The sequence below is a fragment of the uncultured Brachyspira sp. genome (assembly GCF_910588665.1).
Lineage (GTDB): Bacteria > Spirochaetota > Brachyspiria > Brachyspirales > Brachyspiraceae > Brachyspira.
The window spans coordinates 1-25,976 of sequence record NZ_CAJUPR010000010.1 but is presented as its reverse complement, the minus strand read 5'-3'; the positions used below and the strand labels follow the sequence as shown (position 1 = coordinate 25,976).

Annotated in this window: 21 protein-coding genes; 12 read left to right on the top strand and 9 right to left on the bottom strand. The window is 29.6% G+C overall.

Features of this window, described 5'->3' with window-relative positions; translation table 11 throughout:
* The first annotated feature begins 13 nt into the window (after window positions 1-13).
* From QZ306_RS08240 to dnaX, 4 genes are all read left to right on the top strand, one after another.
* Window positions 14-613: a V-type ATP synthase subunit D gene (locus tag QZ306_RS08240; RefSeq protein WP_295162929.1), complete on the top strand. Its 600-nt coding sequence runs from the start codon at window positions 14-16 to the stop codon at window positions 611-613.
* Window positions 610-2,478 carry a V-type ATPase 116kDa subunit family protein gene (locus QZ306_RS08235; protein WP_295162927.1) on the top strand — a complete coding sequence of 623 codons (1,869 nt, stop codon included), beginning with the start codon at window positions 610-612 and terminating at the stop codon, window positions 2,476-2,478. Before QZ306_RS08240 ends, QZ306_RS08235 begins: the two co-directional genes overlap by 4 nt.
* A 79-nt stretch (window positions 2,479-2,557) precedes the next feature.
* Window positions 2,558-3,025 carry a V-type ATP synthase subunit K gene (locus tag QZ306_RS08230; protein WP_008721414.1) on the top strand — a complete coding sequence of 156 codons (468 nt, stop codon included), beginning with the start codon at window positions 2,558-2,560 and terminating at the stop codon, window positions 3,023-3,025.
* Between the two features lie 247 nt (window positions 3,026-3,272).
* Window positions 3,273-4,823 (top strand): DNA polymerase III subunit gamma/tau, encoded by a 1,551-nt coding sequence (gene dnaX, locus QZ306_RS08225; protein WP_295162920.1) that lies wholly within the window; start codon window positions 3,273-3,275, stop codon window positions 4,821-4,823.
* A 167-nt stretch (window positions 4,824-4,990) separates the two neighbouring features.
* On the opposite strand, the gene ptsP is transcribed toward dnaX, so the two are convergent.
* The 4 genes from ptsP to QZ306_RS08205 all read right to left on the bottom strand — a co-directional run bounded on the left by ptsP (window position 4,991) and on the right by QZ306_RS08205 (window position 9,330).
* Window positions 4,991-6,736 carry a phosphoenolpyruvate--protein phosphotransferase gene (ptsP, locus tag QZ306_RS08220; RefSeq protein WP_295162918.1) on the bottom strand — a complete coding sequence of 582 codons (1,746 nt, stop codon included), beginning with the start codon at window positions 6,734-6,736 and terminating at the stop codon, window positions 4,991-4,993.
* A 28-nt stretch (window positions 6,737-6,764) separates the two neighbouring features.
* Window positions 6,765-7,031 (bottom strand): HPr family phosphocarrier protein, encoded by a 267-nt coding sequence (locus tag QZ306_RS08215; RefSeq protein ID WP_295162916.1) that lies wholly within the window; start codon window positions 7,029-7,031, stop codon window positions 6,765-6,767.
* A gap of 128 nt (window positions 7,032-7,159) precedes the next feature.
* Window positions 7,160-7,933, bottom strand: coding sequence for a type III pantothenate kinase (locus QZ306_RS08210; protein WP_295162914.1), 774 nt, complete (start codon window positions 7,931-7,933; stop codon window positions 7,160-7,162).
* 2 nt (window positions 7,934-7,935) lie between these two features.
* The gene (locus QZ306_RS08205; RefSeq protein WP_295162912.1) at window positions 7,936-9,330 is read right to left on the bottom strand and encodes an HD domain-containing protein; all 1,395 of its coding nucleotides are present in this window, start codon (window positions 9,328-9,330) and stop codon (window positions 7,936-7,938) included.
* A 259-nt stretch (window positions 9,331-9,589) separates the two neighbouring features.
* On the opposite strand from QZ306_RS08205, the gene QZ306_RS08200 reads away from it, so the two are divergent.
* The 3 genes from QZ306_RS08200 to QZ306_RS08190 all read left to right on the top strand — a co-directional run bounded on the left by QZ306_RS08200 (window position 9,590) and on the right by QZ306_RS08190 (window position 12,780).
* Entirely contained in the window at window positions 9,590-10,177 is a 588-nt protein-coding gene (locus QZ306_RS08200; protein WP_295162909.1) for a hypothetical protein, read from the top strand.
* A gap of 296 nt (window positions 10,178-10,473) precedes the next feature.
* Window positions 10,474-11,892, top strand: a complete 1,419-nt coding sequence (cysS, locus tag QZ306_RS08195; RefSeq protein WP_295162907.1) for a cysteine--tRNA ligase — start codon at window positions 10,474-10,476, stop codon at window positions 11,890-11,892.
* 24 nt (window positions 11,893-11,916) lie between these two features.
* Window positions 11,917-12,780 carry a ribonuclease H-like domain-containing protein gene (locus QZ306_RS08190; protein ID WP_295162905.1) on the top strand — a complete coding sequence of 288 codons (864 nt, stop codon included), beginning with the start codon at window positions 11,917-11,919 and terminating at the stop codon, window positions 12,778-12,780.
* On the opposite strand, the gene QZ306_RS08185 is transcribed toward QZ306_RS08190, so the two are convergent.
* Together QZ306_RS08185 and QZ306_RS08180 are read right to left on the bottom strand one after the other, a co-directional pair.
* A complete protein-coding gene (locus QZ306_RS08185; RefSeq protein WP_295162903.1) occupies window positions 12,777-13,928 on the bottom strand; it encodes an iron-containing alcohol dehydrogenase in 1,152 nt (383 codons plus the stop codon). The genes QZ306_RS08190 and QZ306_RS08185 overlap by 4 nt on opposite strands.
* Before the next feature lie 217 nt (window positions 13,929-14,145).
* Window positions 14,146-15,375, bottom strand: coding sequence for a DUF3298 domain-containing protein (locus QZ306_RS08180; RefSeq protein ID WP_295162901.1), 1,230 nt, complete (start codon window positions 15,373-15,375; stop codon window positions 14,146-14,148).
* Between the two features lie 144 nt (window positions 15,376-15,519).
* On the opposite strand from QZ306_RS08180, the gene QZ306_RS08175 reads away from it, so the two are divergent.
* The 3 genes from QZ306_RS08175 (at window position 15,520) to QZ306_RS08165 (ending at window position 20,638) form a co-directional block, all read left to right on the top strand.
* The gene (locus QZ306_RS08175) at window positions 15,520-17,124 is read left to right on the top strand and encodes a peptide ABC transporter substrate-binding protein (protein ID WP_295162899.1); all 1,605 of its coding nucleotides are present in this window, start codon (window positions 15,520-15,522) and stop codon (window positions 17,122-17,124) included.
* Window positions 17,125-17,133: 9 nt separating this feature from the next.
* The gene (locus tag QZ306_RS08170; protein WP_295162898.1) at window positions 17,134-18,735 is read left to right on the top strand and encodes a peptide ABC transporter substrate-binding protein; all 1,602 of its coding nucleotides are present in this window, start codon (window positions 17,134-17,136) and stop codon (window positions 18,733-18,735) included.
* Between the two features lie 322 nt (window positions 18,736-19,057).
* A complete protein-coding gene (locus tag QZ306_RS08165; protein WP_295162897.1) occupies window positions 19,058-20,638 on the top strand; it encodes a peptide ABC transporter substrate-binding protein in 1,581 nt (526 codons plus the stop codon).
* 145 nt (window positions 20,639-20,783) lie between these two features.
* On the opposite strand, the gene QZ306_RS08160 is transcribed toward QZ306_RS08165, so the two are convergent.
* From QZ306_RS08160 to QZ306_RS08150, 3 genes are all read right to left on the bottom strand, one after another.
* Window positions 20,784-22,466 carry a GerMN domain-containing protein gene (locus QZ306_RS08160; RefSeq protein WP_295162895.1) on the bottom strand — a complete coding sequence of 561 codons (1,683 nt, stop codon included), beginning with the start codon at window positions 22,464-22,466 and terminating at the stop codon, window positions 20,784-20,786.
* A 144-nt stretch (window positions 22,467-22,610) separates the two neighbouring features.
* Complete coding sequence (locus QZ306_RS08155) at window positions 22,611-23,828, bottom strand: tetratricopeptide repeat protein (protein WP_295162893.1); 1,218 nt, start codon at window positions 23,826-23,828, stop codon at window positions 22,611-22,613.
* Between the two features lie 23 nt (window positions 23,829-23,851).
* A complete protein-coding gene (locus QZ306_RS08150; protein ID WP_363322651.1) occupies window positions 23,852-24,136 on the bottom strand; it encodes a hypothetical protein in 285 nt (94 codons plus the stop codon).
* 283 nt (window positions 24,137-24,419) lie between these two features.
* Here QZ306_RS08150 and lgt point away from each other — a divergent pair, with 283 nt between their 5' ends.
* The gene (lgt, locus tag QZ306_RS08145) at window positions 24,420-25,346 is read left to right on the top strand and encodes a prolipoprotein diacylglyceryl transferase (protein WP_295162890.1); all 927 of its coding nucleotides are present in this window, start codon (window positions 24,420-24,422) and stop codon (window positions 25,344-25,346) included.
* 26 nt (window positions 25,347-25,372) lie between these two features.
* A partial coding sequence (locus QZ306_RS08140; protein ID WP_295162888.1) for a restriction endonuclease subunit S occupies window positions 25,373-25,976 on the top strand: 604 nt, incomplete at its 3' end.

Here is a 25,976-nt window from a genome sequence, read left to right as displayed (position 1 = left end):
AAGTAGGTAAAATATGGCATTAAAGTTTCAATACAATAAAACGGCTCTTCAAAGTTTAAGACGCCAGCTTTCTATCCGTGAGAAAGCACTGCCTACTTTGAAAAGTAAAGAGGCAGCCCTTCGTCTTGAAGTGAGGAAGATTACCGCTGAGATTGAATTGCTTAAAGAAGAATATCAGAAATTAGTTAAAGAAAATCAAAACTACAACGGCTTTTGGACTGATTTTCCTGAAATAGTAAAAATTAAAAAAATCAATTCGGAATTAAAAAATATTGCCGGTGTTAAAGTTTACATACTTTCGGATATAGATTTTGATATTGAAAATGTCAGCCTTTTTAATATGCCTTCTTGGATTAGACTTGCCATAAGTATGTTTGAGCGTCTTATGACTATTCAAATAAAAATTGAAATGACTGAGGATAGACTTAATGCTTTGGCTTATGCTAGGAAAAAAACTACTCAGAAAGTTAATCTTTATGAAAAAGTTCAAATTCCAGAGTATAAAACAGCTATAATCAAGATAAAAAGGTATATGGAAGATGAGGACAATTTAAGTAAATCTTCTCAAAAAATAGTTAAAGAAAGAAACAGAGCTAAGGAGGCGTCTTTATGATTAGGAAAATGAAGAAACTTTCTCTCTTTGTCTTTCATGAGGATAAGGAAAAAACTTTAAGCGATTTAGCTTCGCTTGGGCTTGTTCATATTGAAATAGCTAATGGTGTGTCAAGTGAAAATATAGAGGCTATTGCAGGTAAAAAGAATGATGCTGTAAGAGCAAAAAATATTATTAATAATACTTTAGCTGATGCTAAAAAAGCTAAAAAAGATGTTTCTGATATTAAAGCTGAGATTTTATCCAAAAGCACAGATAAGGTTATAGAAGCTGTTATTAATACTTCTCATAATTCGGATAAATTAAAAGCGGAAAGGGATTTTCTTAAAAAAGAATTATCTATTGCCGCTCCTTTCGGAAATTTCAGTTTAGATAGGGTTAACAGCTTAAAAGAGAAGTCAGGATATGATATTGTATTCTATAATGCTAATGCTAAAGAGTATAATGATTATAACTTCTCTGAAATTAAGGATATATTTACCTATCCTATTAAAGAGGAGGCGGGAAAACTTTATTTTGTTGCCTTTAAAAAATACGGCACCAATGAAACTATTCCTTTTGATATAGTTAATATGCCTGAAAAATCTTATGACGAGATAAATGCAGCTATAGAAAAACTTGATAAAGAAATTGAGGTTAATAATACCGAAATTATTAAAAATCAAGTGTATATTGAAAATATTAATAAAGAAATAGATAATCTTAATATAAAAAATAATTTTGAAGAGGCTAAAGAGAGTTTTACAGCCAGCGAAGGCACCGAAGGCAAAATACTTTATGTTGAAGCTTATGTGCCGAAAGATAAAGAATCCGAAGTTAAATCTTTATTGGAGAGTAAAAAAATAGCTTATATTTTGGAAGATCCTAGCAGAGAAGATAAAGTTCCTGTTGAGCTTAAAAACAACAAATATTTTGGTTCTTATGAGCTTATTACCAAATTATTCCAATTACCAAATTATTTTGAGATAGATTTAACTCCTATGATAGCAATTTTCTATCCTCTGTTTTTTGCTTATTGTTTCGGTGATTCAGGTTACGGCATAGTATTAACTATAGTGGCTTTAATAGGTTTATTTACCGTATTAAAAGGACAATTAAGAGGCATAGGAATACTTGCTTTAACATTGGGTATATGTACAACTATTATGGGTATTATTAACGGCGGAAGTTTCTTCGGTATAAGCATACCTGCCAATACCCAAATACCTATATTTGCCGCTTTAAGAAAGTATTTGATAATTACTGATATTAAAGAAAATTGGTTCTTAACTCCGTTTAATACTGCTTTGCTTTTAGGCGTGATTCATATATGCTTTGCCCTAGTTGTGGGAGTTATAGACAGAATTAAAACGGGATCTATTGGTGATATATTAGGTGCTGTCGGTAAGCTTTTATTTATACCGGGTCTTATTTTATGGTTTTTGGGCGATATGCAGAAAATGGAAGTTATAAGGCAATTCAGCAGCATATATTATGCTTTAATAGTTATAGGTCTGATATTCTTAGTGATACTTTCTAATGTGGGTAAAAAACCTGATGTGCTTAACTCTGTGCTTGGCGTATATTTTGCGGCAACAGGTATAATGGGAGACACGCTTTCTTATATCCGTTTGTTTGCTTTGGGAGCATCAGGTTCTATATTGGCATTGGTAATAAATCAAATAGGTATGAGTTTCAAGGCTATACCGGGTGTAGGTATTGTGATAATGGTTGTATTCCTAGTTGTGGGACATATTGCTATATTCTTATTAAACATACTTGGTGCTTTGGTACACCCTTTGAGATTAACATTTGTAGAGTTCTACAATAATGTTGGTTTTGAAGGCGGAGGTAAAGAGTATAAGCCTCTTAAAAAAGCGGCTTAATTTTAGCTTAGGTTTTATTTTATTAACATAACATAAAAAATTATATTTCATTAATTAATCTAAAAAAGGAGATTTTATTATGGGTTTTACAATGAACACAGCGCTTTTATTAGGATATTTAGGAGCAGGTTTAATGGTTGGTATGTCTGGTATCGGCAGTGCGGTTGGTACTTCTATTTCTGCTATGACTACAGTCGGCGCTTTAAAGAAAAATAAAGATGCATTCGGAAGCTGTCTTGTTTTGAGCGCTTTACCTGGTACTCAAGGTCTTTACGGTTTTGCCGCTTTCTTCATTATGCAGCCTTATTTGACAGCCGATATAAGCATTTTCCAAGGAGCTGCTATATTAGGTGCAGGTATTGCTGTTGGTTTAGCTTGTATGGTTTCAGCTATATTCCAAGGTAAAGTTTGCGCTAATGGTGTTGAAGCTATAGGCAACGGATATGATGTATTCGGCAATACTATCATCGTTGCTGTATTCCCTGAACTTTACGCTATTGTTTCTTTTGCCACTGCATTCTTAATCAGCGGTGTTTTAGGTGCTTAAATTAAGTAATTAATAAAAGTGAAATAAATAGAAATCCGTAGGAGCTGCTCTTACGGATTTTTTATTTAATTATATTATTGTATTGAGTTCAATAATCTCTTATTTTTGATATAACTGCAAATCAAATAGCAAAGTCTGAAGCTTTATATATAATATATAAGAAGATGCATTCATCAGTAAAATTAAAATTGACAAATAAAATATGTCTGTTAAAATATTAAAATAAAAACTAAATGGAATATATAAAATGGCAGATAATTATAAAGTAATAGCGAGAAAATACCGTCCTCAGACTTTTGAAGAAGTAATAGGTCAGGAACATATAACTAAAACAATATCTAAAAGTATAGCTCAGAATAAAATAGCCCATGCATATCTTTTTTCGGGAGCTCATGGAGTAGGTAAGACTTCGCTTGCAAGAATTATAGCTAAAGCTTTAAATTGTATAAATGGTCCTACAGATAAGCCATGCGGAGTTTGTCCTTCCTGCAGTCAGATAGAAAACGGAACTCCTCTTGATGTTATAGAAATTGACGGCGCAAGCAACAGAGGTATAGAGAATATAAGAACTATTATAGAAAATGTACGCATATCTCCTGCCGCTGGAAAGTATAAAGTTTATATTATAGATGAGGTTCATCAAATAACAAATGAAGCTTTTAATGCTTTGCTTAAGACTTTGGAGGAGCCGCCTTCTCATGTAGTTTTTATACTTGCCACTACAGAGGCTGACAGGGTGCTTCCTACTATAAGAAGCAGATGTCAGCAGTATACTTTTAAATCTTTGGGTATAGAAGATTTAGAAAGAATATTAAAAGGAATACTTGATAAAGAAAATATTAAATATGATAATGAGGCTCTGTTTTTAATAGCGAAGCAGGCAAGAGGATCAGTGCGCGACAGTGAAACAATATTAGAAAAAATGATAGCCTACACAATAGATAAAAAATATATAGCAGGAGCAGATGTTATTGCTGTTGTGGGAGGGAATAATTTTTCTTTTGTTAAAGAGTTTTTTAATATAATGATGTCTGGAAATAAAAAATCTTATTTTGAATTTGTAAAAAAATTATTTGAAGAGGCTGTTGATCCAAGAACTTTTATAAACAGTATAATAGAATATATGCGTATTATTCTTATGATAAAAAGCTCTATTGATGATATAAAGCTTTTAGAAATTACTGAAAATGAGAGAGATGATTTAAAAAGTTTTGCAGATAATTATAATGATGATGAGATAGAAAGAATACTTGATTATATACTGCTTGTTGAAGAGCGTATAAGAAATGCATCTAATCCTAGAACTATATTTGAAATGCGTATGCTTTTGCTTCTTAATATAGATAATTTAATACGCCCTTTAGATATAATTTATTCAAATATTCAGCTTACTGAAAATAATAATGAGGTTCATATAGATAATTCCAAAAATACTTTTTCATCAAATGAGAATAATATTAAATATGATACGGCTTTGAGTCCTAATGATAAAAGACAGGTATTCTATAATAAAATACTTTCTTTTATAGATAATGAAAGCCCTACAATATATTCTCTGCTGTCTCAGGGAAATCCTATAGAGAGCAAAGGAGCTGTTTTAATAGTTGCATTGCCAGATCATATATATGAAATGACTAAATCAGATAAAAGAATTAACGATTTAATATCAAAAGCTATACCAAGATTTACAAAGAATAAAGATGTTGCTATACAGTTTGAAAGAGCGGTTGAAGGAAATATGATAGATAAATTAAAAAGCAGACTTCAGGCAACGGAAGTAGAAGAGGATTCTTTATAATTTTTAAATACTATAGGCAAGTTTATCATTGGCAGTAATAAAAAATATAAAGAGAGAAAAAATAATATAGAAAATTCATATTTAATACATATATTAAAATTATAAAAGAAATAAAGAATATAAAATAAGGAGCCTATTTCAGACTCCCTATTATTTTCAAAATATTTTTAATAACTTACAGTTCCGCCTTTTTCATGCACTTCTATAAATCTTAATAATTCGGCTTTAACATCTTCAGCGGTATCCAGAGAAAGAACTCTCTTTGCAAGCATACAGCATTCAGATTTTTCCAAAGAAATTATCATCTTTTTTACTTCAGGTATTGATATAGCAGACATAGAAAATACATCAAGACCTAAACCAAATAATAAAGGTACTGCGAGTAAATCTCCTGCTAATTCTCCGCACATAGATATAATGATACCATTTGCATGAGCTCCTTCTATAGCCATCTTTATTGCAATAAGAACAGAAGGGTTATAAGGATCGCATATAGCAGCGATTTTTTCATTTCCTCTGTCGGAAGCCAAAGTATACTGTGTTAAATCATTAGTTCCTATGGAAAAGAAATCAGACTCCCTTGCAAAGGTTTCTGCTTTAAATACAACAGAAGGAGTTTCTATCATTATTCCTAATTCCAAAGCTTCATTGAAAGGTATATTTTCTTTTATAAGCTCTAATTTACATTCATTGAATATGGCTTTAGCTTTACGAAGTTCTTCTATGGCAACTATCATAGGAAGCATAACTTTTATCTTTCCGAAAGCAGATGCCCTAAGCAATGCTCTGAACTGTGTTTTAATAATAGATGTTTTATCCAAACATATTCTTAAAGCTCTCCAGCCTAAAGCAGGATTTTCTTCTTTAGGCATTTCTAAATAAGGAAGATATTTATCTCCTCCTATATCCATAGTTCTTATTGTAACAGTATGCCCGCTCATAGCAACAGCCACTTCTTTGTATGCTTTGAATTGTTCCTCTTCTGTAGGAAAATCTGTATTTTCCATAAAAAGAAATTCAGTTCTGTAAAGCCCTATACCATCTGCACCGTTTTTTAAAGCTCCGCCTAAATCTGCAGGAGATCCTATATTAGCATATACTCTTATTTTTGTACCGTCTTTTGATACTGCATCTTTATGAGCATATTCTTTTAATAAAGTTCTTTTTTTATCGAATTCGTCTTTAAGATTTAAGCAGTATTTTATAGTCTCTTCGCTTGGATTTATTATAACAGATCCCGTATTTCCATTAACTATTATAGTTTCTTCATTTTTCAAATCTTTTAAAATATTGCCTATACCGACAACTGCAGGAATTTCTAAAGACCTAGCCATAATAGATGTATGGGAAGTTCTGCCTCCTATTTCCGTAATGAAGCCCAAAGTATTATCTAAATCTAAATTTGCAGTATCGGAAGGAGTAAGATCTCTGGCTGCAACAATAGAATTCTTAGGTAAATTTGATACTTCGGCTATTTCTTCGCCTTGTATATTTCTTATCCATCTATCGGATATATCAGTTAAATCTCCTGCTCTTTCTCTTAAATATTCATCTTCAACTTCAGATAAAATTTTAGTGTATACTTCTATACCCTGAGATAAAGCATATTCTGCACAAACCTTATCATCTGCTATAATATTATTAACTTCTTCAAGCAGATCTTCGTCCTCAAGCAAAGTTATATGAGCATCAAATATAGACGCCTTTTCCTCTGAAACTTTTTTTGCCGTTGTCTCCCTTATTTTTAGAAGCTGCTCTTTGGTTTTATTTCTGGCATCTAATAATTTTTTTTGTTCCTCTGCTGTATCTTTGCATGGATATTTAGATATTACAATATCCTTTTTTATAAGCAGATATACTTTTCCTATAGCTATGCCGGGAGAAACCCCAATTCCAGTAATTCTTTTTTCCATATTATAATTCCAAAAAAATAAAATTGAATTAGTCTTTTAAGTTAGATATAAATTCTTCTATTTTCTTTAAGTTTTCCTCTTCATTCTCTCCATCGCAGTAAACAGTAAGCACAGAATCTTTTTTTACGCCTAAAGATAAGACCTTCAAAAGAGATGAAGCATTAACTCTTTTGCCTGCTTCATTTTCTATTTCTACTTTGCAATTCTGTAATGATTTTATAAATGTTGCAAATTCATTGCCTGGTCTGGCATGAAGCCCTGTATCATTTTGTATAGTAATTTTACCTGTAGTCATTAGAAATTCCTCCATTCTTTTTCTTAGATATACGGTTTAAAGTATATAAGTTTTTTTTTGTTTGTCAAATGCCGCGCATATATGTACTACCGAATTATATTTTTTGTATAAATACCTTTAATAATATATTATTTATTGCCTATTGTATTAAAATAAATTCCCTGCAATACCAAAAAAGGATAAACTTTGCATTTTAAAAGCCTTAAATTTGATATTCCGCCTGTCAGAAATATTTTAGATTTTATATTATATTTATTTTTAATATACTTTTTAGTTTCTATAACGGAATAATTAACAGTTCCTATAGTATTATATATAGCTCCTGAAACTACAGCGTCTTTTATATTATTGTTTATAGGATTAGGTATGGAATGTATAGGTCCTATTTCATAATACGGCAGAGATGTTATATTTGAAAGCGCCTGACAGCTTGTTTTTGTACCCGCTATTATCATTCCCCCTAAAAATGTAAAATCTGACAGCATAACACTTACTGTTGTGGCTGTTCCCATATCTATAACTATGGATGCATATCTGTCTTTATCGTTGCATCCTTCAAGCTTAATAGAGGCGTAAGTTGACAGAATTCTATCTATGCCTACGGAATCTTTCGGTTCATATAAATTATTTTTTAGATTTATATCATTATGAGTAACTCTGTAAGGCTTTATATTAAAACAGTCTTCCGTACTTCCCTCAAATAAATCATTTACCTTTAATGATACGCTGCTGTACAATACATTTTTTATATGGCTATGATTATTTTTTATTTCATTTAATGCGGCAACTAAATCCAGAGCATTGCTGTGTTCTATAGCCTTATAATATATAGGCATGCTGTTATTATCTTCAAACATTGCTAATTTAACTCTGGTATTTCCAATATCTGCAAGCAAGTACATTTTTAAGCCCCGTCTTTTATATTATTGCTTTCCAAAAAAATTCTTGTTTTTTCTAATAAAAATTCTTTGTTATTCAAATTAGGTTCATCTAATATTAAATCAAGTAAATAATTTAATATTTTTCCTATAAGAGGACTAGGTTTTAAATTGAATTCATCAATAAGATCATTTCCGTCAATCTTCAAATCTTTAACTGTTATTGCATTTTCTTCTTCTATTATTTTATCTATTCTTAATAATAATTTAGGTATGGCTTTGCTTTCCTTATCCTTTCTATTTCCGCTTCCAAGTCTGTCTGCTTCTCTTAATCTTAAGAGAGGTTTTATATTTTCAACTCCAACAGCGCGCATAAATCTTCTTACTGCACCGTCAGTCCATTCATCTTGATAATAAAACATATGCTGTCTTACCAATAATGTTACAAAATCTATTTCAGAGTTTGAATACTTTAATCTTTTCATTATTTTCTTAGCAACATTAGCTCCGACAACCTCATGATTATAATAAACAGGATCGTCCTGTTTTGATATTTTTTTCTGCACCATAGGTTTTGCTATATCATGAAATAAAGCTGAAAGCCTCACCAATAAAGTTAATTCTTCAGTTTCCAAAGGCTCAACTTCCTGAACAGTATGCAGTATATGATAATAAACATCATATTTATGAAATTTATTCTGATTTACTCCAAATCCCTGCATAAGCTCGGGAAGTATTAAAGCCAATATACCAGTTTTTCTTAATAGTTCCAAACCTCTGAAAGGATTTTTTGATAATAATATTCCGTTAAATTCTTCTCTTATTCTTTCGGATGCAATTGATGCAAGCATTCCTGTAGAGTGAGTTATAGCCTCAAATGTTTCTTTTTCCATATCAAAATTTAATTTAGTTGCAAATCTTACAGCACGCATTATTCTAAGTCCGTCTTCACTGAATCTTTCATAAGGATTTCCTACAGACTTTACTATTTTTCTTTTAATATCTTTCATACCGTCAAACATATCTATTAAAGTACCGTCTAATACATTATAAGCCATAGCGTTTATTGTAAGATCTCTTCTAGGCAAATCTTCTTCTATATTTGAGGCATATTCAACATTATCAGGGTGTCTTCCATCGCTGTAATTACCGTCGCTTCTGAATGTTGTTATTTCAATATGCATATTTTCTATTATAACAAGTATCGTGCCATGCTTTATGCCTGTAGGAATTGTATATTTAAATATCCTCTGCACATCTTCGGGCTTGGCATCGGTAGTTATGTCATATTCATTAGGAGTTATCCCCATTATAGAATCTCTTACCGCTCCGCCTACCAAAAAACATTGAAAGCCTTCTACATGCAGTATTCTGGCAACTTCTTTTATAGGATGCGGTATATCTGTAAATATTTTCTTCACTTAATATCCCATAATTTTATATACTCTATATAGTATATAAAATTTTGAATTAATTACAAATTTTTTATACAAATTTATATTAAATACAGTTTCATATAAAATATATTCTGCTATTATAAATAAGGTTCAGTCTTATTTATTTTTGGCTAAACCTTATTTATAATTGATTTTTGACCTGATTTATAATATTAAAAATAAGTGTATTGATAAATTAATTGATGACGATAATAAAATATATAAATAATAACGGAAATATTTTATGAGGAAGATTTTTATTAATTTATTATTTGCTTCATTATTTTTTATTAATGCTTATGCTAAAAATGACTCTTCATTTATTAATGATATGGTAAAATCTATGCAGATAGAAGAAAAAGACGCATATATGTCAATATCAGATGAAAGTTCAAGTATGACTTTTATACAGCTTGCAGAAGCTTATTCGGATATTATTATGAATGAAAATGCTGAGGCGGAACAATTGGAGGCATTAGGCAATATAATAAAAATGTGGATGGATACTTTAGCTGCAAATTATACAAAAGAGGAAATGTTTAATGAATACAGCAGAATTACATCAACGCTTTCCTGTATGTCTATACATTTAATATTGAGAATAGCTATAAAGGATAAAAATATTCCTGCAGAATCTGCACAGAATAATATATATAATTCCATCAATAATAAATTTATACCGTCATTTGCAGAGTTTAAAAATGAAGGCTGGAAGACTAAATTTAATTTTTATGTTATTAATATGTCTGCAGCCGTTTGCAAATGGTATGAAGATAAATCCCATAAATTAGACTATCCCAATTTTAAAGTATGGAGAGAGGGAAGTTTCTAAAGACATTATTCAGTATTCAAGGAGGAATTAAATAATGGAACAGCCGCAAGAGAAGGAGAAAAAAGATCTCAAAAGCCTAATATCTAAATATAAAAAACAGGCTACTGTGGTAATAAAAAAAGGCAAAAGAATTTAATTTTTTATTATTATATTTAGAAAATATTATGCCGCTCTTAAAAATGTTTTAAGAACGGCTTTTTTATTTTATGCCCACCGCTTTTAAAAAATAAATATACCGCCTTGACAAATAAAGTCTTTTAAGTAAAATATTAATAATATTTAAGGGAAATTTTTAAATGAAAAATATAGTATTTTACAATTCGCTTACCAGAGAAAAGGAAGTATTCAAACCTATTAATGCCGATGAAGTAGGCATGTATTCATGCGGACCTACAGTTTATAATTATGCTCATATAGGTAATTTCAGGGCTTATGTTTTCAGCGATTTGCTTAAAAGAGTATTAGAAGATTATGGGTATAATGTAAAGCTTATAATGAATTTAACTGATGTTGATGATAAAACTATAAAAAACTCTAAAGAAAGTAATATATCTTTAAATGAATATACAAAAAAATATAAAGAAGCTTTTTTTGAAGATATAAAAACTTTGGGTATAAAAAAAGCGTCTGAAAATCCTTCTGCTACGGATCATATAAAAGAAATGATAGATATTATAGAACTTCTTAAAAAAAACGGTTATACTTATGAGGCGGACGGATCTATATATTTTAAAATAAGTTCTTTTCCTAAGTACGGAGAATTGGCTAATCTTGACAAGCAGGAATTATTAGAAAATGCTTCAGGAAGAGTTCTTAATGATGAATATGATAAGGAAAATGCAAGCGATTTTGTACTTTGGAAGGCATATACAAAAGAGGACGGAGATGTTTATTGGGATTCACCGTTTGGAAAGGGAAGACCCGGCTGGCATATAGAATGTTCGGCTATGAGTTCTAAGTATTTGGGAAAGCATTTTGATATTCATACTGGCGGAATTGATAATAAATTTCCTCATCATGAAAATGAAATAGCGCAGAATGAGGCGGCATTTAATGAGAAGTTTGTAAATTATTGGCTTCATTGCGAACATTTGATAGTTAATGGCGAGAAGATGTCAAAATCTAAAGGAAACTTTTATACTCTTAGAGATTTGCTTGATAAAGGGCTTTCTCCTGAAGCTATAAGATATTCTCTTATAAACTCGCATTACAGAAAACAATTAAATTTTACTATAGACGGAATTAAACAGTCTCAAAGCGCAATTGACAGAGTTAATGATTTAATATTCAGATTGCATAATATAAAAAGAAATGAAGAAAATAAAATTAATGATAATATATTAAAGGAATTAGAAATAAGCCATGAAAAGTTTTCGCAGTCTATTTATAATGATTTAAATATTTCAGAGGCTCTTGGAGTGCTGTTTACTCTTATAAAAAATATAAACACTTCTTTTGATTATATTAATAATGATGCAAGAGATAAGATATTAAAATTTATTGACAGAGTTAATAATATTATAAACTGCTTTAAGATAAATGATAATGAAAGCATAAATGAAGATGATGATAAAATAAATAAGCTTATAGAAGAGAGAACTTCAGCAAAAAAAGAAAAGAATTATAAAAAAGCAGATGAAATAAGAGATCAATTGCTTTCTATGGGTATAGAGGTAATGGATACGCCGCAAGGAGTAAAGTGGAAAAGAAAATAGCAATATAGAAATAAGGGTAATTATGTGGATTTACTAAAAAGAACATTTCAGCATATAGACGGCATCGGACCTAAAAAAGAAAGTTTGTTATGGGAGGAGGGAGCCTCTGATTGGGAAGATACATTAAAAAACATAAATTATTATGCTATGCCCGTAAGTATAAGGGAATCTTTAAAAGATGAATTGCCTAGAAGTATTTATAATTATAAAAATAAAAATTATAATTACTTTTTAAAAAGATTTCCGATTCCTATAATATACAGACTTTATCCTCTTTTTATGGATAAAACTGTATTTCTGGATATAGAAACCACAGGAATAAAGCCTTCTAAAGCGCATGTAACTGTTATAGGCTGTTATGACGGCAGAGAAATGAAAGTATTTGTGCATGGAAGAAATGAATATGAATTTTTAGATTATATAAAAAATTATTCTATCATTGTTACATTCAATGGCTCTTGTTTTGACATACCGTTTTTAGAGAGATATTTTGCCTCAACTATAAAATGTGCTCAGATAGATTTGCGTTTTTTACTTAAGGATCTTGGCTATACTGGAGGATTAAAAAAAATAGAACAGGATGTCGGAATTTCCAGAGGCGATGACATGGACGGAGTTAATGGATATACCGCTGTTTTACTTTGGAATTATTATGAGGACACTAAAGACGAAACGGCAATAGATTCTCTTATACATTATAATCTGCTTGATACTATTAATTTGGAACATCTGCTTTGCTTGGCATACAATAAATATGCGGAGAGTTATAACTGCCGTACTTTAGAATATAAAACTTTGCCTTCTATAGATAATTATAAGCCTAATAAAAAACTTATAGATGCTTTGCATAAAAAACCTTATAAATACGCTCCTAAAAGCGAAGATTAATATGCCTGTTCAAGTATAGTCATTATAGAATCAAAATTCATAGCTCTTGGAAGCTTATCCATACCCTTATATTTTAAAGTTAAATCTGCAACCTTATCAAATTTACTTCTGTCTATATTTATTTCATTTAATCTTGTAGGCAGATTTATATTATGCAGAAATTGCTTTATATATTGCGCAGATTGATTTGCAATTTCAAACGGAGTCATTTCAGGGTCTAATCCGTCTATAACATTTGTAAGAACTACATACTTATCAGGCACAACTGTAATATAATATTCCATTATATGAGGAAGAAGTATAGTGCATACCATAGATTTATTAACGGCATATACGCTGTTTATTGCAATAGATAAAGCTCTTATGGCTCCTAAACTGCTATGGCATGCGGAAGCTGCGCAAAGCATATTAGCTGTGGCTAAAGTTGTTATATTATCTATATTATTGCTGTCAGAAATAAGTTTTTTCAGTCCTTGCATGCTTATTTTCATAGCATGCACTATTAAAGGCTCCGTTATGCTTGTAAGCGTATTGCTCATATATATATCAAATGATAATGCAAATACGGATAATGCACTGCTTATAGTATATTTTACAGGAACGGTTGCATATAAAGCAGGGTCTATAATACAGTTGGAAGTATATACATTTGCCTCATTATTTTCTTTATTTATTTCATCATATTTATCATAAAGGCACATACCTGTAGCTATTTCAGATAATGAGCCTAATATTGTAGGTACGGCTATGATCGGAAGAGGTTTATGATAAACTGGCTGACCGTTGATATAATCTGAAGCCTCTCCGCTGTTGGTTACCACAACGGCAGATCCTTTAGCTGTATTCTGTATTTTAAATCCTCCTACTGCAACTATAGATTCTGCCTTGCTGTATCTTACCAAGTTGGCAATTATATCGGCTGCATCGCTTGTGCTTGTAGAGTTTACATCGGAATAAACCATTACATTTATAAACTTATCCTGAAGCTTATTTACTATTTGATCTATTAATCCTGTCTGATTGAATGAAGAACCGTCTGTAACTAATACTGTTCTTCCTCCGTATTTTTTTATTGTGTCCGCCAAGCAGTCAAGAGAGTCTACTCCTAATGTTATTTTTGTCGGTATATTGAATTCTATTATAGCCATATTATACTTCTACTATATGTATTTTATTTTTCTTATTATAGATATCGGAAATATATGCCTTAATTTTTAATTAGTATGCTTATAATTTTATAAATTAAGATTGTTTTAAAAAAACTTGTAAATTCAAATATTTGAATATAAAATTTTACAGACATATAATTTTAATTTATTAAAAATATGAATGATTAAATAAATAATAATAAATGTATTAAAAAAATCATTCTAATAAATATAAATATTTTTCATTTATAAAAGGCTTAATCTCTTCAAAATTGAAAATTATTTCAGTCTCGCCTAGAACATAAGGAGTTATTGCATATATAGACCATATAAAGTGAACTCTGCCTTCATCTATATAGAAGCTTGTATCTTTTAAAGTTATTTCGCTTAAAGGCATCAAATAGTCTTCTTCGCTTCTGCCTTCTATAGATAGAAGTTTATCTTTCACAGCATTAAATAGCATAGCATCATAAAAATCTTTTATAAAATTAGTAATTTCTATTTTTTCTCCTGTATCAAGAGAATATACTGAATTATAATTATTATAAATTCCATGAGCTCCTCTCAAATAAAGGGCTGAAGAAGTTTTTATTGATACGCTTTTATCATTAAAGTAAATTACTCTTATTGATTTGCTTGATTCATAGCCGAATGAAGGATCTGTTATCCACTCTTCAAAAGGATATTTAACAGCATTATTAAATAGTTTCAAAGCATTTTCTTTTAATTCTAAATTATCATTCCTTTTTATGCTATTTAACTTAAAATCTTTATTTATATCTGAAGAAATTTTATCATATACTTTTAATTTATTGGTATTATCTGGCACAAGCAGAAATATTGAATCCTTATATGAAAATGTTGAGGCGCTTCCGTAGCCATTTGTATCTGAAACATTTGTATATATATAGTTGTAAGATACCGCTTTTAATGATGAGTTTATATTTATTTTTTTAGACGAACTATTTAATGATTTTGAAGTCATATTAAATGAAATAATATTTGAATATGTGCTTTCTATGCTGTCTCCGTTTTCAGCTTCCGCATATATTTTATTATTTTCTATATCAAGAATGCTGTTATATCCATAAAATTGATTTATATCATATAAATTTTTATAATAAATAACAGCCTTTGGTATTTCATAATATGGCATTAATTCATCATAATCCATATTATTGGGGTCTATCCATCTATCATTTAAATATACGGAAAAAAAATTTCCTTCATTGTCTTTCATATAGTAATGATGAGATATCCATTTTATACCTTTATTTTTATATAATTTTGAATCAGTTTTTAATTCTTTTGTTTCTTCTTCATTAGTTTGATTGTCTTTTAAATTATTATTTGTATTATTGTTTGCTTTATCTGAACATGATATTATAAAAATAGAAAATAATATAATTAATATATTTTTATTAATCATAGATTGTTTTTTAATCATTCCGTAAAAATAATCAGTAAATACAGTATATTATGTTTTAGATTTTTGTCAATAATAAATATATTACTATATAAAGAATTTTTTTATTGACATTATAAAGCTTATAGTATAATATGAATAAAAAATTATATATTAGGATTTTTTATGAAAAGAATATTAATTATCTTATCTGTTATAGTTTTAATTACTGCATCATGTTCTGAAACTTCATCAAAAAATAATTCTTTGATAACTGTTAATTTAGGACCTGAACCTAAGACAATGGATCCTACATTAAATTCAATTAATGTTGTGTCTTCTTATATACTTCATGCTTTTGAAGGACTTACAAAAATAGATTCAAATAATAATGTGCAGTCTGGTATGGCTGAAAGCTGGGATATATCCGAAGACGGAAAAGTTTATACTTTTCATCTAAGAACAAATGCATTATGGTCTGATGGAAAGCCTGTAACGGCAGATGACTTTGAATATTCTTGGAAGAGAGCTGTTGATCCTAATACAGCCGCTGAGTATTCGTATATGATGGAAATAGTTAAGAATGCTGAGGAGATAAATGCAGGCATCATAAGTTATACTAATTTGTCGGCAAAATCTATTGATGATTATACTTTTCAAGTGGAATTAGTTAATCCTACTGCATATTTTTTAGAGTTTATTGCTTCCACAGGTGTTTTTGTACCCGTAAGAAAGGATATTATAGAGCAGTACGGCGACAGTTGGACTCTCTCTCCTGAAACCTATATATGCAATGGTCCTTATAAGATGAAAGAAAGGATAATAGATGAAAAAATAGTATTTGATATAAATACAAACTATTATGCAAAAGATGAGCAGATAGCTGATGAAATAAATTTTGTGCTTATGAGCGATCCTAATACTGCTATTGCTGGTATAAGAGGAGGAAATATACACTTTTCTGCATTAGAACCTCCTTCTGCCGAAATAGAAACATTAAAAAATGACGGTTATATAGCCGCTAATAATGCCATAGGTACTTATTATATAGAATTAAATATTACAAATAAGGCATTTGAAGATAAAAGAGTAAGACAGGCTTTATCGCTTGCAATTGACAGAAATTATATAGTGAAAAATGTTACCAAAGGCGGACAAGTTCCTGCGGGTGCTTTTGTTCCGACTGAGGTTAGGGGGTTAAGAACCACATTCAGAAATGAGAATAAAGAATATATAGATGTTGATAATTATGAAGCTAATGTGCAGAAGGCAAAAAAATTAATGGCTGATGCAGGTTATCCCAATGGAAATAATTATCCTGTAATAGAATTAAAAGTTTCTCCGGGTATTTATGTACTTGTAGGCGAGGCTATACAGCAGATGTGGAAAGAAAATTTAAATGTAAGCGTATATTTGGTACAGGAAGAGTTTCCTATTACGCTTCAGTTTTTAATAGAAAAAGATTATCAGATGGCTAGAATGGGGTGGACTGGAGATTATAATGATCCTATGACAATGCTTGATGTTATGATAAGCTACGGCGGTATAAATCATACAGGTTTTGCAAGTAAAGAGTATGATAATAATTTATTAATTGCAAAAAGATCTGCCGATAATGCAGTTAGAATGTCCGCTATGGCTGAGGCTGAAAATATACTTATGGATAATATGCCTATAATTCCTCTTTATTACAGAGCAGATTCTTTTATAAAAAATCCTAAATTAAATGGAGTGGTATTAAACCCTTTAGGAAGACATAAATTTAATTATGCATATATTAATAGAAAGTAGGAGTATATTATGAAAAAAATAGCCGTTATATTTTTTATTATCAATTCTATATTTTTATTATCATGTTCGGGCATAAGAGGAAATAAAAATGATTCTATAGTAATTAATATGGGAGCAGAGCCCAGAACGATAGATCCTAGTTTAAATAATCTGAATTTTGTTTCCGCTATACTTTTTCATGCCTTTGAGAGTTTAACTAAAATAGGTTCTGACGGTAAAGTTACAGGAGGTATGGCTGAAAGCTGGGATATATCCGAAGACGGAAGAGTTTATACTTTTCATCTTAGAACAAATGCATTATGGTCTGACGGAAAACCTGTAACCGCTTATGATTTTGAATATGGTTGGAAAAGGGTTATTAATCCTGATGTGGCGGCAGAATATGCATCTTTGCTTGAGCTTATTAAAAATGTCAAAGAGATTAATGCAGGACAGATGGATTATAATGAAATTGCGGTAAAGGCTTTAGATGATTATACTTTTGAAGTTCAATTGGTTGATCCAGCTGCTTATTTTCTGGAGTTTATGACGGCAGTAAATGTTTTTTCTCCTATAAGAAAAGATATTATAGAACAGTATGGAGATGACTGGACTTTATCTCCCGAAACTTATATATGCAATGGTCCTTATAAAATGACGGAAAGAGTGATGGATCAGTATATAATTTTTGAGGCTAGAGACAATTACTATAATGCTGAAGAGACAATTGCTAAAAAATTAACTTTTATATCTATGGCGGATCCTAATACTGCCATTGCAGGAATAAGGGGAGGAACTATACATTTTTCAGCATTGGAGCCGCCTTCAAATGAAATAGGAAAATTAAAGTCTGAAAATTATATTGTTTTCAGAGATGCTGCAGGTACTTTCTATTTATCTCTTAATATTACAAATGATGCTTTAAAAGATAAAAGGGTAAGACATGCTTTATCTCTTGCCGTTGATAGAAATTATATAGTATCAAATATAACTATGGGAGGACAGATGCCTGCTCAGGGTTTCATACCTCCTACAATAGACGGTATTAACAATTCATACAGAGCTGATGCGGGTATATTAATAGATACTGATAATTATTCTTTAAATATAGAAAAAGCCAATGCTTTAATGTCTGAAGCGGGGTATGCAAACGGAGAAGGTTTTCCTATATTGGAGATAAGAGTTTCTCCAGGACTTCATATTACAGTATGCGAGGCTATACAGCAGATGTGGAAATCTAATTTAAATATTGATGCAACATTAAAAATTGATGAATATCCTATGGTTTTGCAGTATTTGCTTGAGAGAAATTTTGATATCGGGGCTATGAATTGGAATGCTGATTACAGAGATCCTATGACTATGCTTGAAATAATGCTTGCAGGAAATCCTTTTAATTATGGTTTATATTCCAATCCTAGTTATAATGTTTTGGTGAATAATGCAAGAAAAACAGCCGATGCTTCTTTAAGAATGAATTATATGATAAATGCCGAAAAAATATTAATAGATGATATGCCTTTTGTTCCTCTATATCATACTGCATTTACTTTAATGGTTAATCCTAAATTGAAGGGTGTTGTATATAATGCTTTAGGAAAACATAAATTTAATTACTGTTATATTGAATAATAAGTAATAATTATAATATTAACGGGAGAATATGCCTTCCGTTAATATTATTATATATTTATGCAAATAAATACAGTTTTTCATTATTATCTGGATTTTCTTCCCTTTCAAAATATATTATACTGTCTTCTATGATGTTTATAATGTCTGCCATTTGTATATATATCCTTATATAAAGATGTCTTTAATATACATAATATATATAAAAATTATATTAAGTTTATCAAAAATATTTAATTTCAGCAAAGTTATTTATTGACAAATATTCATATTAGGATATAAATAATATATTAACATAATATTAAAAAATTGGACTAGCATTATGAAAAAAATATTTTATTTATTATCCGTTATTATTTTATTATTGTCATGCGGCAGCAATAAAACTAATAATGACAGTATAAGGGTAAGCATAGGAGCCGAGCCTCAAAGTATAGATCCTTCTTTTTTGTCTGCAATAGACAGTATGATTTATGCTGTTCATATATTTGAAGGACTTACAACAAAAGATAAGAATAATAATTTAACGGGCGGAGCTGCCGAAAGCTGGGATATATCCGATGACGGTCTTACTATAACATTTCATTTGAGAGATAATGCTAAATGGTCTGACGGAAAAGATTTAATATCCGATGAATTTGTATATTCATTTAGAAGGCTTGCCGATCCTAAAACAGCATCTTCATATAGTTTTTTAATCAGCCCTATAAAAAATGCTGATAAAATATTAAAAGGAGAACTTCCTAAAGAGGAGCTTGGCATTGAAGCTTCAGATGATAAAACTTTAATTATCAGATTTGAGACTCCTACTGCTTATTTTTTAGAATTAGCCGCTATACCTATATTTTCTCCTCTTAGAGAGGATCTTATAAGCGATACTTGGACTTTATCTCCTGATACTTATATAGGCAACGGACCTTATAAAATGACAGATAGAAAACAAGATGAAATAATATCTTTGGAATTAAATACTAATTATTGGAATAAAGATTCTATTTCGGCTGAAAAAATAGATTTTATAATGTTTTCTGATGCCTCAACTGCCTATAATGCCATTAAAGAAGGTTCTATATTATATTCATACAGAATCCCGACAGCAAATATTGATCTTTTAAAAGAAGAGGGATATTTAGTTGTAACTCCTTCTCTTGGAACTGCTTATTATGCTTTAAATAACACCAATGAAGTTTTAAAAGATAAAAGAGTAAGACAGGCTTTATCTCTTGCTGTAGACAGAAACTATATAGTAGAAAATATTACAAAAGGAGGCGAAATACCAGCCGCCGCATTTATACCTTACGGTCTTAAAGACATTAAAGGCGATTTCAGAGAAAACGGAGGAGGATATTACAGCATAAAAAAAGAAGATTATAATTCAAATATTGAAAAAGCTAAAAAACTTTTGTATGAGGCAGGCTACAGCAATAATTTTCCAGTTCTTGAGTTTAAAACTAATCCGGGTGCAGGCGTAACCATAGCTGAAGCGGTTCAGCAGATGTGGAAAGAACATCTCAATATAGATATGACTATTATTCAGGAAGAATGGGCTGTATTTCAGAAAAACAGGCAGACTAAACAGTATGTTGTTTGCCGTGCAGATTGGATAGGCGATTATTTGGATCCTATGACTTTTGCAGACCTCTTTACAAGTATGAGTGCGGGCAATAGGGTGGGTTATAATAATGCAGATTATGATAAGCTTATATCAGAAGCTAAAAATACTATGAATAATAAAATAAGAATGAATAATATGCATAAGGCTGAGGATATGCTTATAGGAGATGATATGGCTTTTATACCTATTTATCATTATACTTCGCCTTCTATGCAAAATCCTAAGCTTAAAAATGTAGCTGTCGATACATTGGAAATAAGAAGATTTTTTTATGCTTATGTTAAATAAAAATTATATTTTAAATATTTTTTTTCGATTATATTAATACAGCATAATAATAAAGAAGCCTGCATTTAGAAATAATTAAATACAGGCTTCTCTTTAATTCAAATATATAATTTTAATATGCTGATAATATTTTTATGAAATTAATTTATTGAAATCTTCTAAACGGCATATTTTCAATAGCGCCTTCCGCTCCTATAGTTTCATTAAGTCTGCCGTTAATAAGAAATATAACATTATCTATTCCCTCAAACTGCGTAGCCGTATATACAAATTGATAAATCTGCACCATAGTCCCATCATTTCCAAGAGGATTAAATTCAAAATTATCATTAAAATTTAAATATACTGTGTTATTTTCAATAAATATATCAAGCAGTTTTGTATCTTTAGGTATGCAGCTTATTATATTTCTATTGTTTTCATAATCGGTAGCGCCTTCCAGCAATTTTTTTATAGCCTCTTCAATGGAAGATTTATTATTAAATTTTCTTTCTCTGAATATTAATGTAATAGATCCCGTTGATTCGCTGTATTCAACCAAATATATGCCTTCATTAATATTTTCTTTAAGATTTCTTTCTTTAAGTTCTCTGGTAATATTATTATTTGCTTTTTTTATATTGTAATTTTTAATATCGTTCTGAGCTTTTTTAATAATTTCTTTTTTATATTCATTATTTTGTATGATATTTTCTTTTATATATGACTGTTCTCTTGGTATTTTATTTTCTTCTTTATTAATATTTATATTATTATCCTTTTTTATATTATTAGGATTTACCATGTCATTTATAACCCTATTGTAATCGGCATTTACATCATAAGAATAATTTGTAATAGTATAAACAGAGCTCTGCATTATATCTTTTGCAGTATTATTTATATAATTTTCAGCCTCTGTATTTTTACTATTATTTATTTTATTATTGTTTTCTTTAACATTATTATTTTTTAAATATTCATCAATATCAAAATTATATTTTTTATTTGTGTCCGTATTATTTTCTTTTGTATTATTAACATAGCCTCCATTGAAAGATACAGACGATGCGGCGGGCTTCATAGTTGTGATTTCTTTTTTAGGATTTTCTTTAGGCTTAAGTATATCATTAAATATGCTTTTTGCAGTCTGATTACTGCTTTCTTTTGATATATTATCAGTATTATTATTTTTTCTATTTTCTGATATAATGCGCTCTAAATAGTTATATTCCCGATTTTCTTCAGCTTTATTTATATTTTCTTTTGTTTCCGTATTTGAAATATTATCTTCATATATTCTGTTTATATTGGAGTTAAGCGGATTACTTTCATTTGAAAAAAGTATAGAATGATGTTTATCTTCATAATCTATATAATCGCTGTCATAAATAATAGAGTTGTTTTTACCGCTGCTGTTAAAAAAAGGAAGCAAAGATTCTCTTGTTATTATACTTGAGTTAGTGAAGTTATTATTTTCTAAAGAGGCTTCTATTTTTGAATTAGTTTCATAAGTCATAACCGATAAAGTTTTATTAGTATCTGTTTTAATAAAGAAATTAAACAGAGGTATATTATTTAAAAAGCTCATTTTATTTTGATCTTCCGTCATACCGCCGCTTTCTAAAACTAATGCTTCTCTGTGATTAAATGAGAAGAAATCTTTTACTGCTATATCCACCATAGGAGAATATTTTTTAACTGCCGTAAATATTAAGGCTGCAGTTATTATAAAAGCTGCTGAAATTATTAAGGTTTTTTTTAGATTTATTTCTTTGCTTTCATTTTTAATTTGTCTTGTATATGATCTGCATTTAGATTTAACTTTAAGCTGCTCGTATCTCGGCACTTTATTGCTCCAAGTGTAATGTATCGTTTTTATTATCGATAAAAATATAAATACTATTAGAATTTTATTTAATAATGATATTTTGGTATTTTTAATAAAAAAACCTTTGGAAAATATTTCCAAAGGTTAATAATTCTTTATTAATTATTGTATATGCACCGCATTGCGCGATAAGAAATTTTTTCTGTCATTGGCATATTTTGCTTTTGAAGATGCAGGGTATTCGGTTAAATATTGATTATAGGTTTTATATGCTTTTTCAAAGTTTCTTGTATTGTTATCGCCTTTTTCGTATATTTCAGCTAATAATAGTATAGAATCTCCTCTTTTAGAGAATTGTTCTTTTTTTTCTAAAGATTTTTCTAATATAGAAAGCCCATTGGATATTTTACCTATTTGCTTTAAGCTGTCTGCAAGTTCATAGGCTGCATTTCCGTATGCAGAGCTTTGAGGATATTTATTAATTACATCGTTAAAGTATTCAATAGCTTCTTCATGTTTATTCTCAGATTTTTTTATTACTCCCATAGAATAAACGGCGGCTGCTTTTTCATTGATGCCTGCATCCTTTAATTTCGGAATTTCATTATAGATATTAAAAGCATTGCCGTAATCTTTTTTCTGATTATAAATATCTCCTATTCTGAAATGACTGTATATTGAATATTTTGAATTCGGATATTCATTTATAATATTGCTGTATGCTTTTAGAGCATTATTATAATCTTTTATATTTTTTAATTCCTCAGCAGATTTAAATAATGCCAATGCATTAGGATCTGACTGAATCTGTGTTTTTGACTGAGTATTTTTTTTAATTACGGAACTTTGAGTATTGTTTGTATTAACTGTTTGATTAGCTTCAGTATTATTTGAATCTTTATCATTAGTCATCATAATATTATTAGTTTCGTTTTCCGGGTCTAATACGGTATTAGTTTCCGCAGAATCCATATTCATATTATTAGTAACATTTATGGTATATAAATATTTCCTTATAATGCTTTCTTCATTATCAACTTGAAAATTAAGCTTTCCTATTCCTGCAGTTAAAGTTCTGAAAGTAAGAAATGCATTAGTTTTATCTCTGGTAAATCTTATAAAATCTAAGTTGGTTGAATAGCTTGTTATACGGATATATCTGTCAAAGTTTGCTGCATTTAATTTTATTGAAAAAAGCGTATTTTCAGATAAATCTGCAGTTTTTATCAAGTCGCTTTCAATAGGTCCGCCTTTAATACGGGCAGATGCGGCATTGGTAACAACTTGATTATCAGGCTGAACTGTGATAGTTTCCTGAGCAGATGCCGCACTAAAAGCATAAAGCATAATTAACATACTTGAACATAGCAGTACACGCATAATTCATCTCCTAAAAGTTATTATTATTTTTTTCGGCTTTCTGTAAAATTCCTTGAGTATTCTAAATCTTCAAGACTCAGATTTTCTTTAGTGGAAAGCATTTCTCCTTTTAATATTTTTTCTTCATCTTCTTTCATTATATTTACAGATTTGGAGTTTTCTTCTTCAGGCGTTAAATGTATTACATTAGGCTTAGAGTTTAACCCTATTAATATACCTATCAGTATTGTTAATAAAAGCCAAGCGCATACAATTATAAAAAATAAAATCTTCTTAGATTTATAAAAGTTTTTTACTTTTTCAAACATAATAATTTTATACATAAGGCTTTATTATAGAATAAAGATAAAAATTTGCAATGAATTTAGATTTTTTAATGAAAATTTTATGCAAATTTATAATAAAATTAAATAAATTTACTTAAAATCGGCATCATTCATAAACAATTTTTGAAAATGCATAGATTTCTTAAATATGCATTTAATACGCATAGAAAATTTTTTAATATTATTAAACTTGATAGATTAATGATTTCAATGTATTATTTTATACCTAATAGAAAATAATAGTATATTTTAAGGAAATTAAATTATGATGTATCCTGAAATCTTTACTCCGTTTGTTTTTCCGCCAAGCATACCTATATTGGGAGCCGTAAGATGGTACGGACTTATGTATATAGCGGGTATTATATCTTCATGCATTATTATTTACTTTATTCAAAAAAGAGGGTGGATAAAATTTAATACGAATGAAAAAAACGGCGGAATGTATGACTTGGTATTTTATGCAGCTGTCGGAGCTATAGCGGGTGCCAGAATAGGCTATTTTATTTTTTATTCTCCTAAAAGCTTTTTAACTCCTTGGGAAATATTGGGAATTAATCTTGACAATGGTTTTTCATTTTACGGTTTTGCAGGAATGTCATTTCATGGCGGATTTATAGGAATGTTTACCTCTCTTTTTATATTCAGTAAAAAATATAAATATGATTTTTATATATTAGCGGATAATTTAACATTGCCTGCAAGTATATGCTTATTTTTCGGAAGAATAGGGAATTTTATGAATGCCGAGCTTTACGGAAGAATTACAGATTCCGTTTTTTCAATGAAATTTCCTTTATATGATGCAGCGGGCGGTTATGAAAAATGGGCATTGATGTATCCTGCCATAAGACCTTATACTGAGCCCAGATATCCTTCTCAGATATATGAAGCCCTGCTTGAAGGATTAGTTCTTGCTTTAGTGTCTTATTTAATAGGCTGTTTAAGCGAAAAAAATAAGAAAATAAGACGGGGCACAAGGCTTTGGGTTTGGATTATGCTTTACGGACTTTTCAGAACTTTAATAGAGCAATTTATAAGAGATGTTACAGAATGGACGCTCGGATCTGTTACGGCAGGTGCTCTGTATTCTATTTTTATGGTTATAATAGGCGCTTTTATGCTTATTTATACTTATGCTAAAAAAGATAACGGTTCTGCAATTGAAGTAAATATAAAAAATAATAATTAAAAAAAATATAAAGCTTTATAAAATATATGATTTATGAAAATAATAAAAAACTAATCCCGAAACTCAGATTCCCCGAATTCCAAACAGCAGGCGAATGGGAAGAAAAAAAATTGGAAGAACTTATTACATCATTTAATACAGGTTTAAATCCTCGTAATTTTTTCAAACTTAATACGGAAGATGCCAAGAATTATTATATTACTGCTAAAGAAATACAAAATAATTCTATAATATTTAACGAGAATACAGATAAAATAAATAATAACGCTTTAATGCTATGCAATAATCGTTCTAATTTAGAAGTAGGAGACATATTATTTTCAGGAACAGGCACTATAGGAAAAATATATATAATAAAAGAACAGCCTAATAATTGGAATATAAATGAAAGTATATATGCAATAAAGCCCAATAAAGAAATTTTAAAATCTGATTTTTTATTTTATTCTTTACAATCTCCGTATATAAAAAATATGTATTCTTTAAAAATTAAAGGCTCCATTATACAAAGCTTGCCTATAAGAGAAATGAAAAATTTAAATATTTTACTCCCAACCCTCCCCGAACAGCAGAAAATCGCCTCCTTCCTCACTTCCGCCGATGAACTAATCGGCGCAGAGCGCCGCAAAC

Bases quoted from the DNA above. Each gene is read 5' to 3' on its own strand.
- QZ306_RS08240 (WP_295162929.1), top strand. From the start codon at position 14: ATGGCATTAAAGTTTCAATACAATAAAACGGCTCTTCAAAGTTTAAGA.
- QZ306_RS08235 (WP_295162927.1), top strand. From the start codon at position 610: ATGATTAGGAAAATGAAGAAACTTTCTCTCTTTGTCTTTCATGAGGAT.
- QZ306_RS08230 (WP_008721414.1), top strand. From the start codon at position 2,558: ATGGGTTTTACAATGAACACAGCGCTTTTATTAGGATATTTAGGAGCA.
- dnaX (WP_295162920.1), top strand. From the start codon at position 3,273: ATGGCAGATAATTATAAAGTAATAGCGAGAAAATACCGTCCTCAGACT.
- ptsP (WP_295162918.1), bottom strand. From the start codon at position 6,736: ATGGAAAAAAGAATTACTGGAATTGGGGTTTCTCCCGGCATAGCTATA.
- QZ306_RS08215 (WP_295162916.1), bottom strand. From the start codon at position 7,031: ATGACTACAGGTAAAATTACTATACAAAATGATACAGGGCTTCATGCC.
- QZ306_RS08210 (WP_295162914.1), bottom strand. From the start codon at position 7,933: ATGTACTTGCTTGCAGATATTGGAAATACCAGAGTTAAATTAGCAATG.
- QZ306_RS08200 (WP_295162909.1), top strand. From the start codon at position 9,590: ATGAGGAAGATTTTTATTAATTTATTATTTGCTTCATTATTTTTTATT.
- cysS (WP_295162907.1), top strand. From the start codon at position 10,474: ATGAAAAATATAGTATTTTACAATTCGCTTACCAGAGAAAAGGAAGTA.
- QZ306_RS08185 (WP_295162903.1), bottom strand. From the start codon at position 13,928: ATGGCTATAATAGAATTCAATATACCGACAAAAATAACATTAGGAGTA.
- QZ306_RS08180 (WP_295162901.1), bottom strand. From the start codon at position 15,375: ATGATTAAAAAACAATCTATGATTAATAAAAATATATTAATTATATTA.
- QZ306_RS08175 (WP_295162899.1), top strand. From the start codon at position 15,520: ATGAAAAGAATATTAATTATCTTATCTGTTATAGTTTTAATTACTGCA.
- QZ306_RS08170 (WP_295162898.1), top strand. From the start codon at position 17,134: ATGAAAAAAATAGCCGTTATATTTTTTATTATCAATTCTATATTTTTA.
- QZ306_RS08165 (WP_295162897.1), top strand. From the start codon at position 19,058: ATGAAAAAAATATTTTATTTATTATCCGTTATTATTTTATTATTGTCA.
- QZ306_RS08155 (WP_295162893.1), bottom strand. From the start codon at position 23,828: ATGCGTGTACTGCTATGTTCAAGTATGTTAATTATGCTTTATGCTTTT.
- QZ306_RS08150 (WP_363322651.1), bottom strand. From the start codon at position 24,136: ATGTTTGAAAAAGTAAAAAACTTTTATAAATCTAAGAAGATTTTATTT.
- lgt (WP_295162890.1), top strand. From the start codon at position 24,420: ATGATGTATCCTGAAATCTTTACTCCGTTTGTTTTTCCGCCAAGCATA.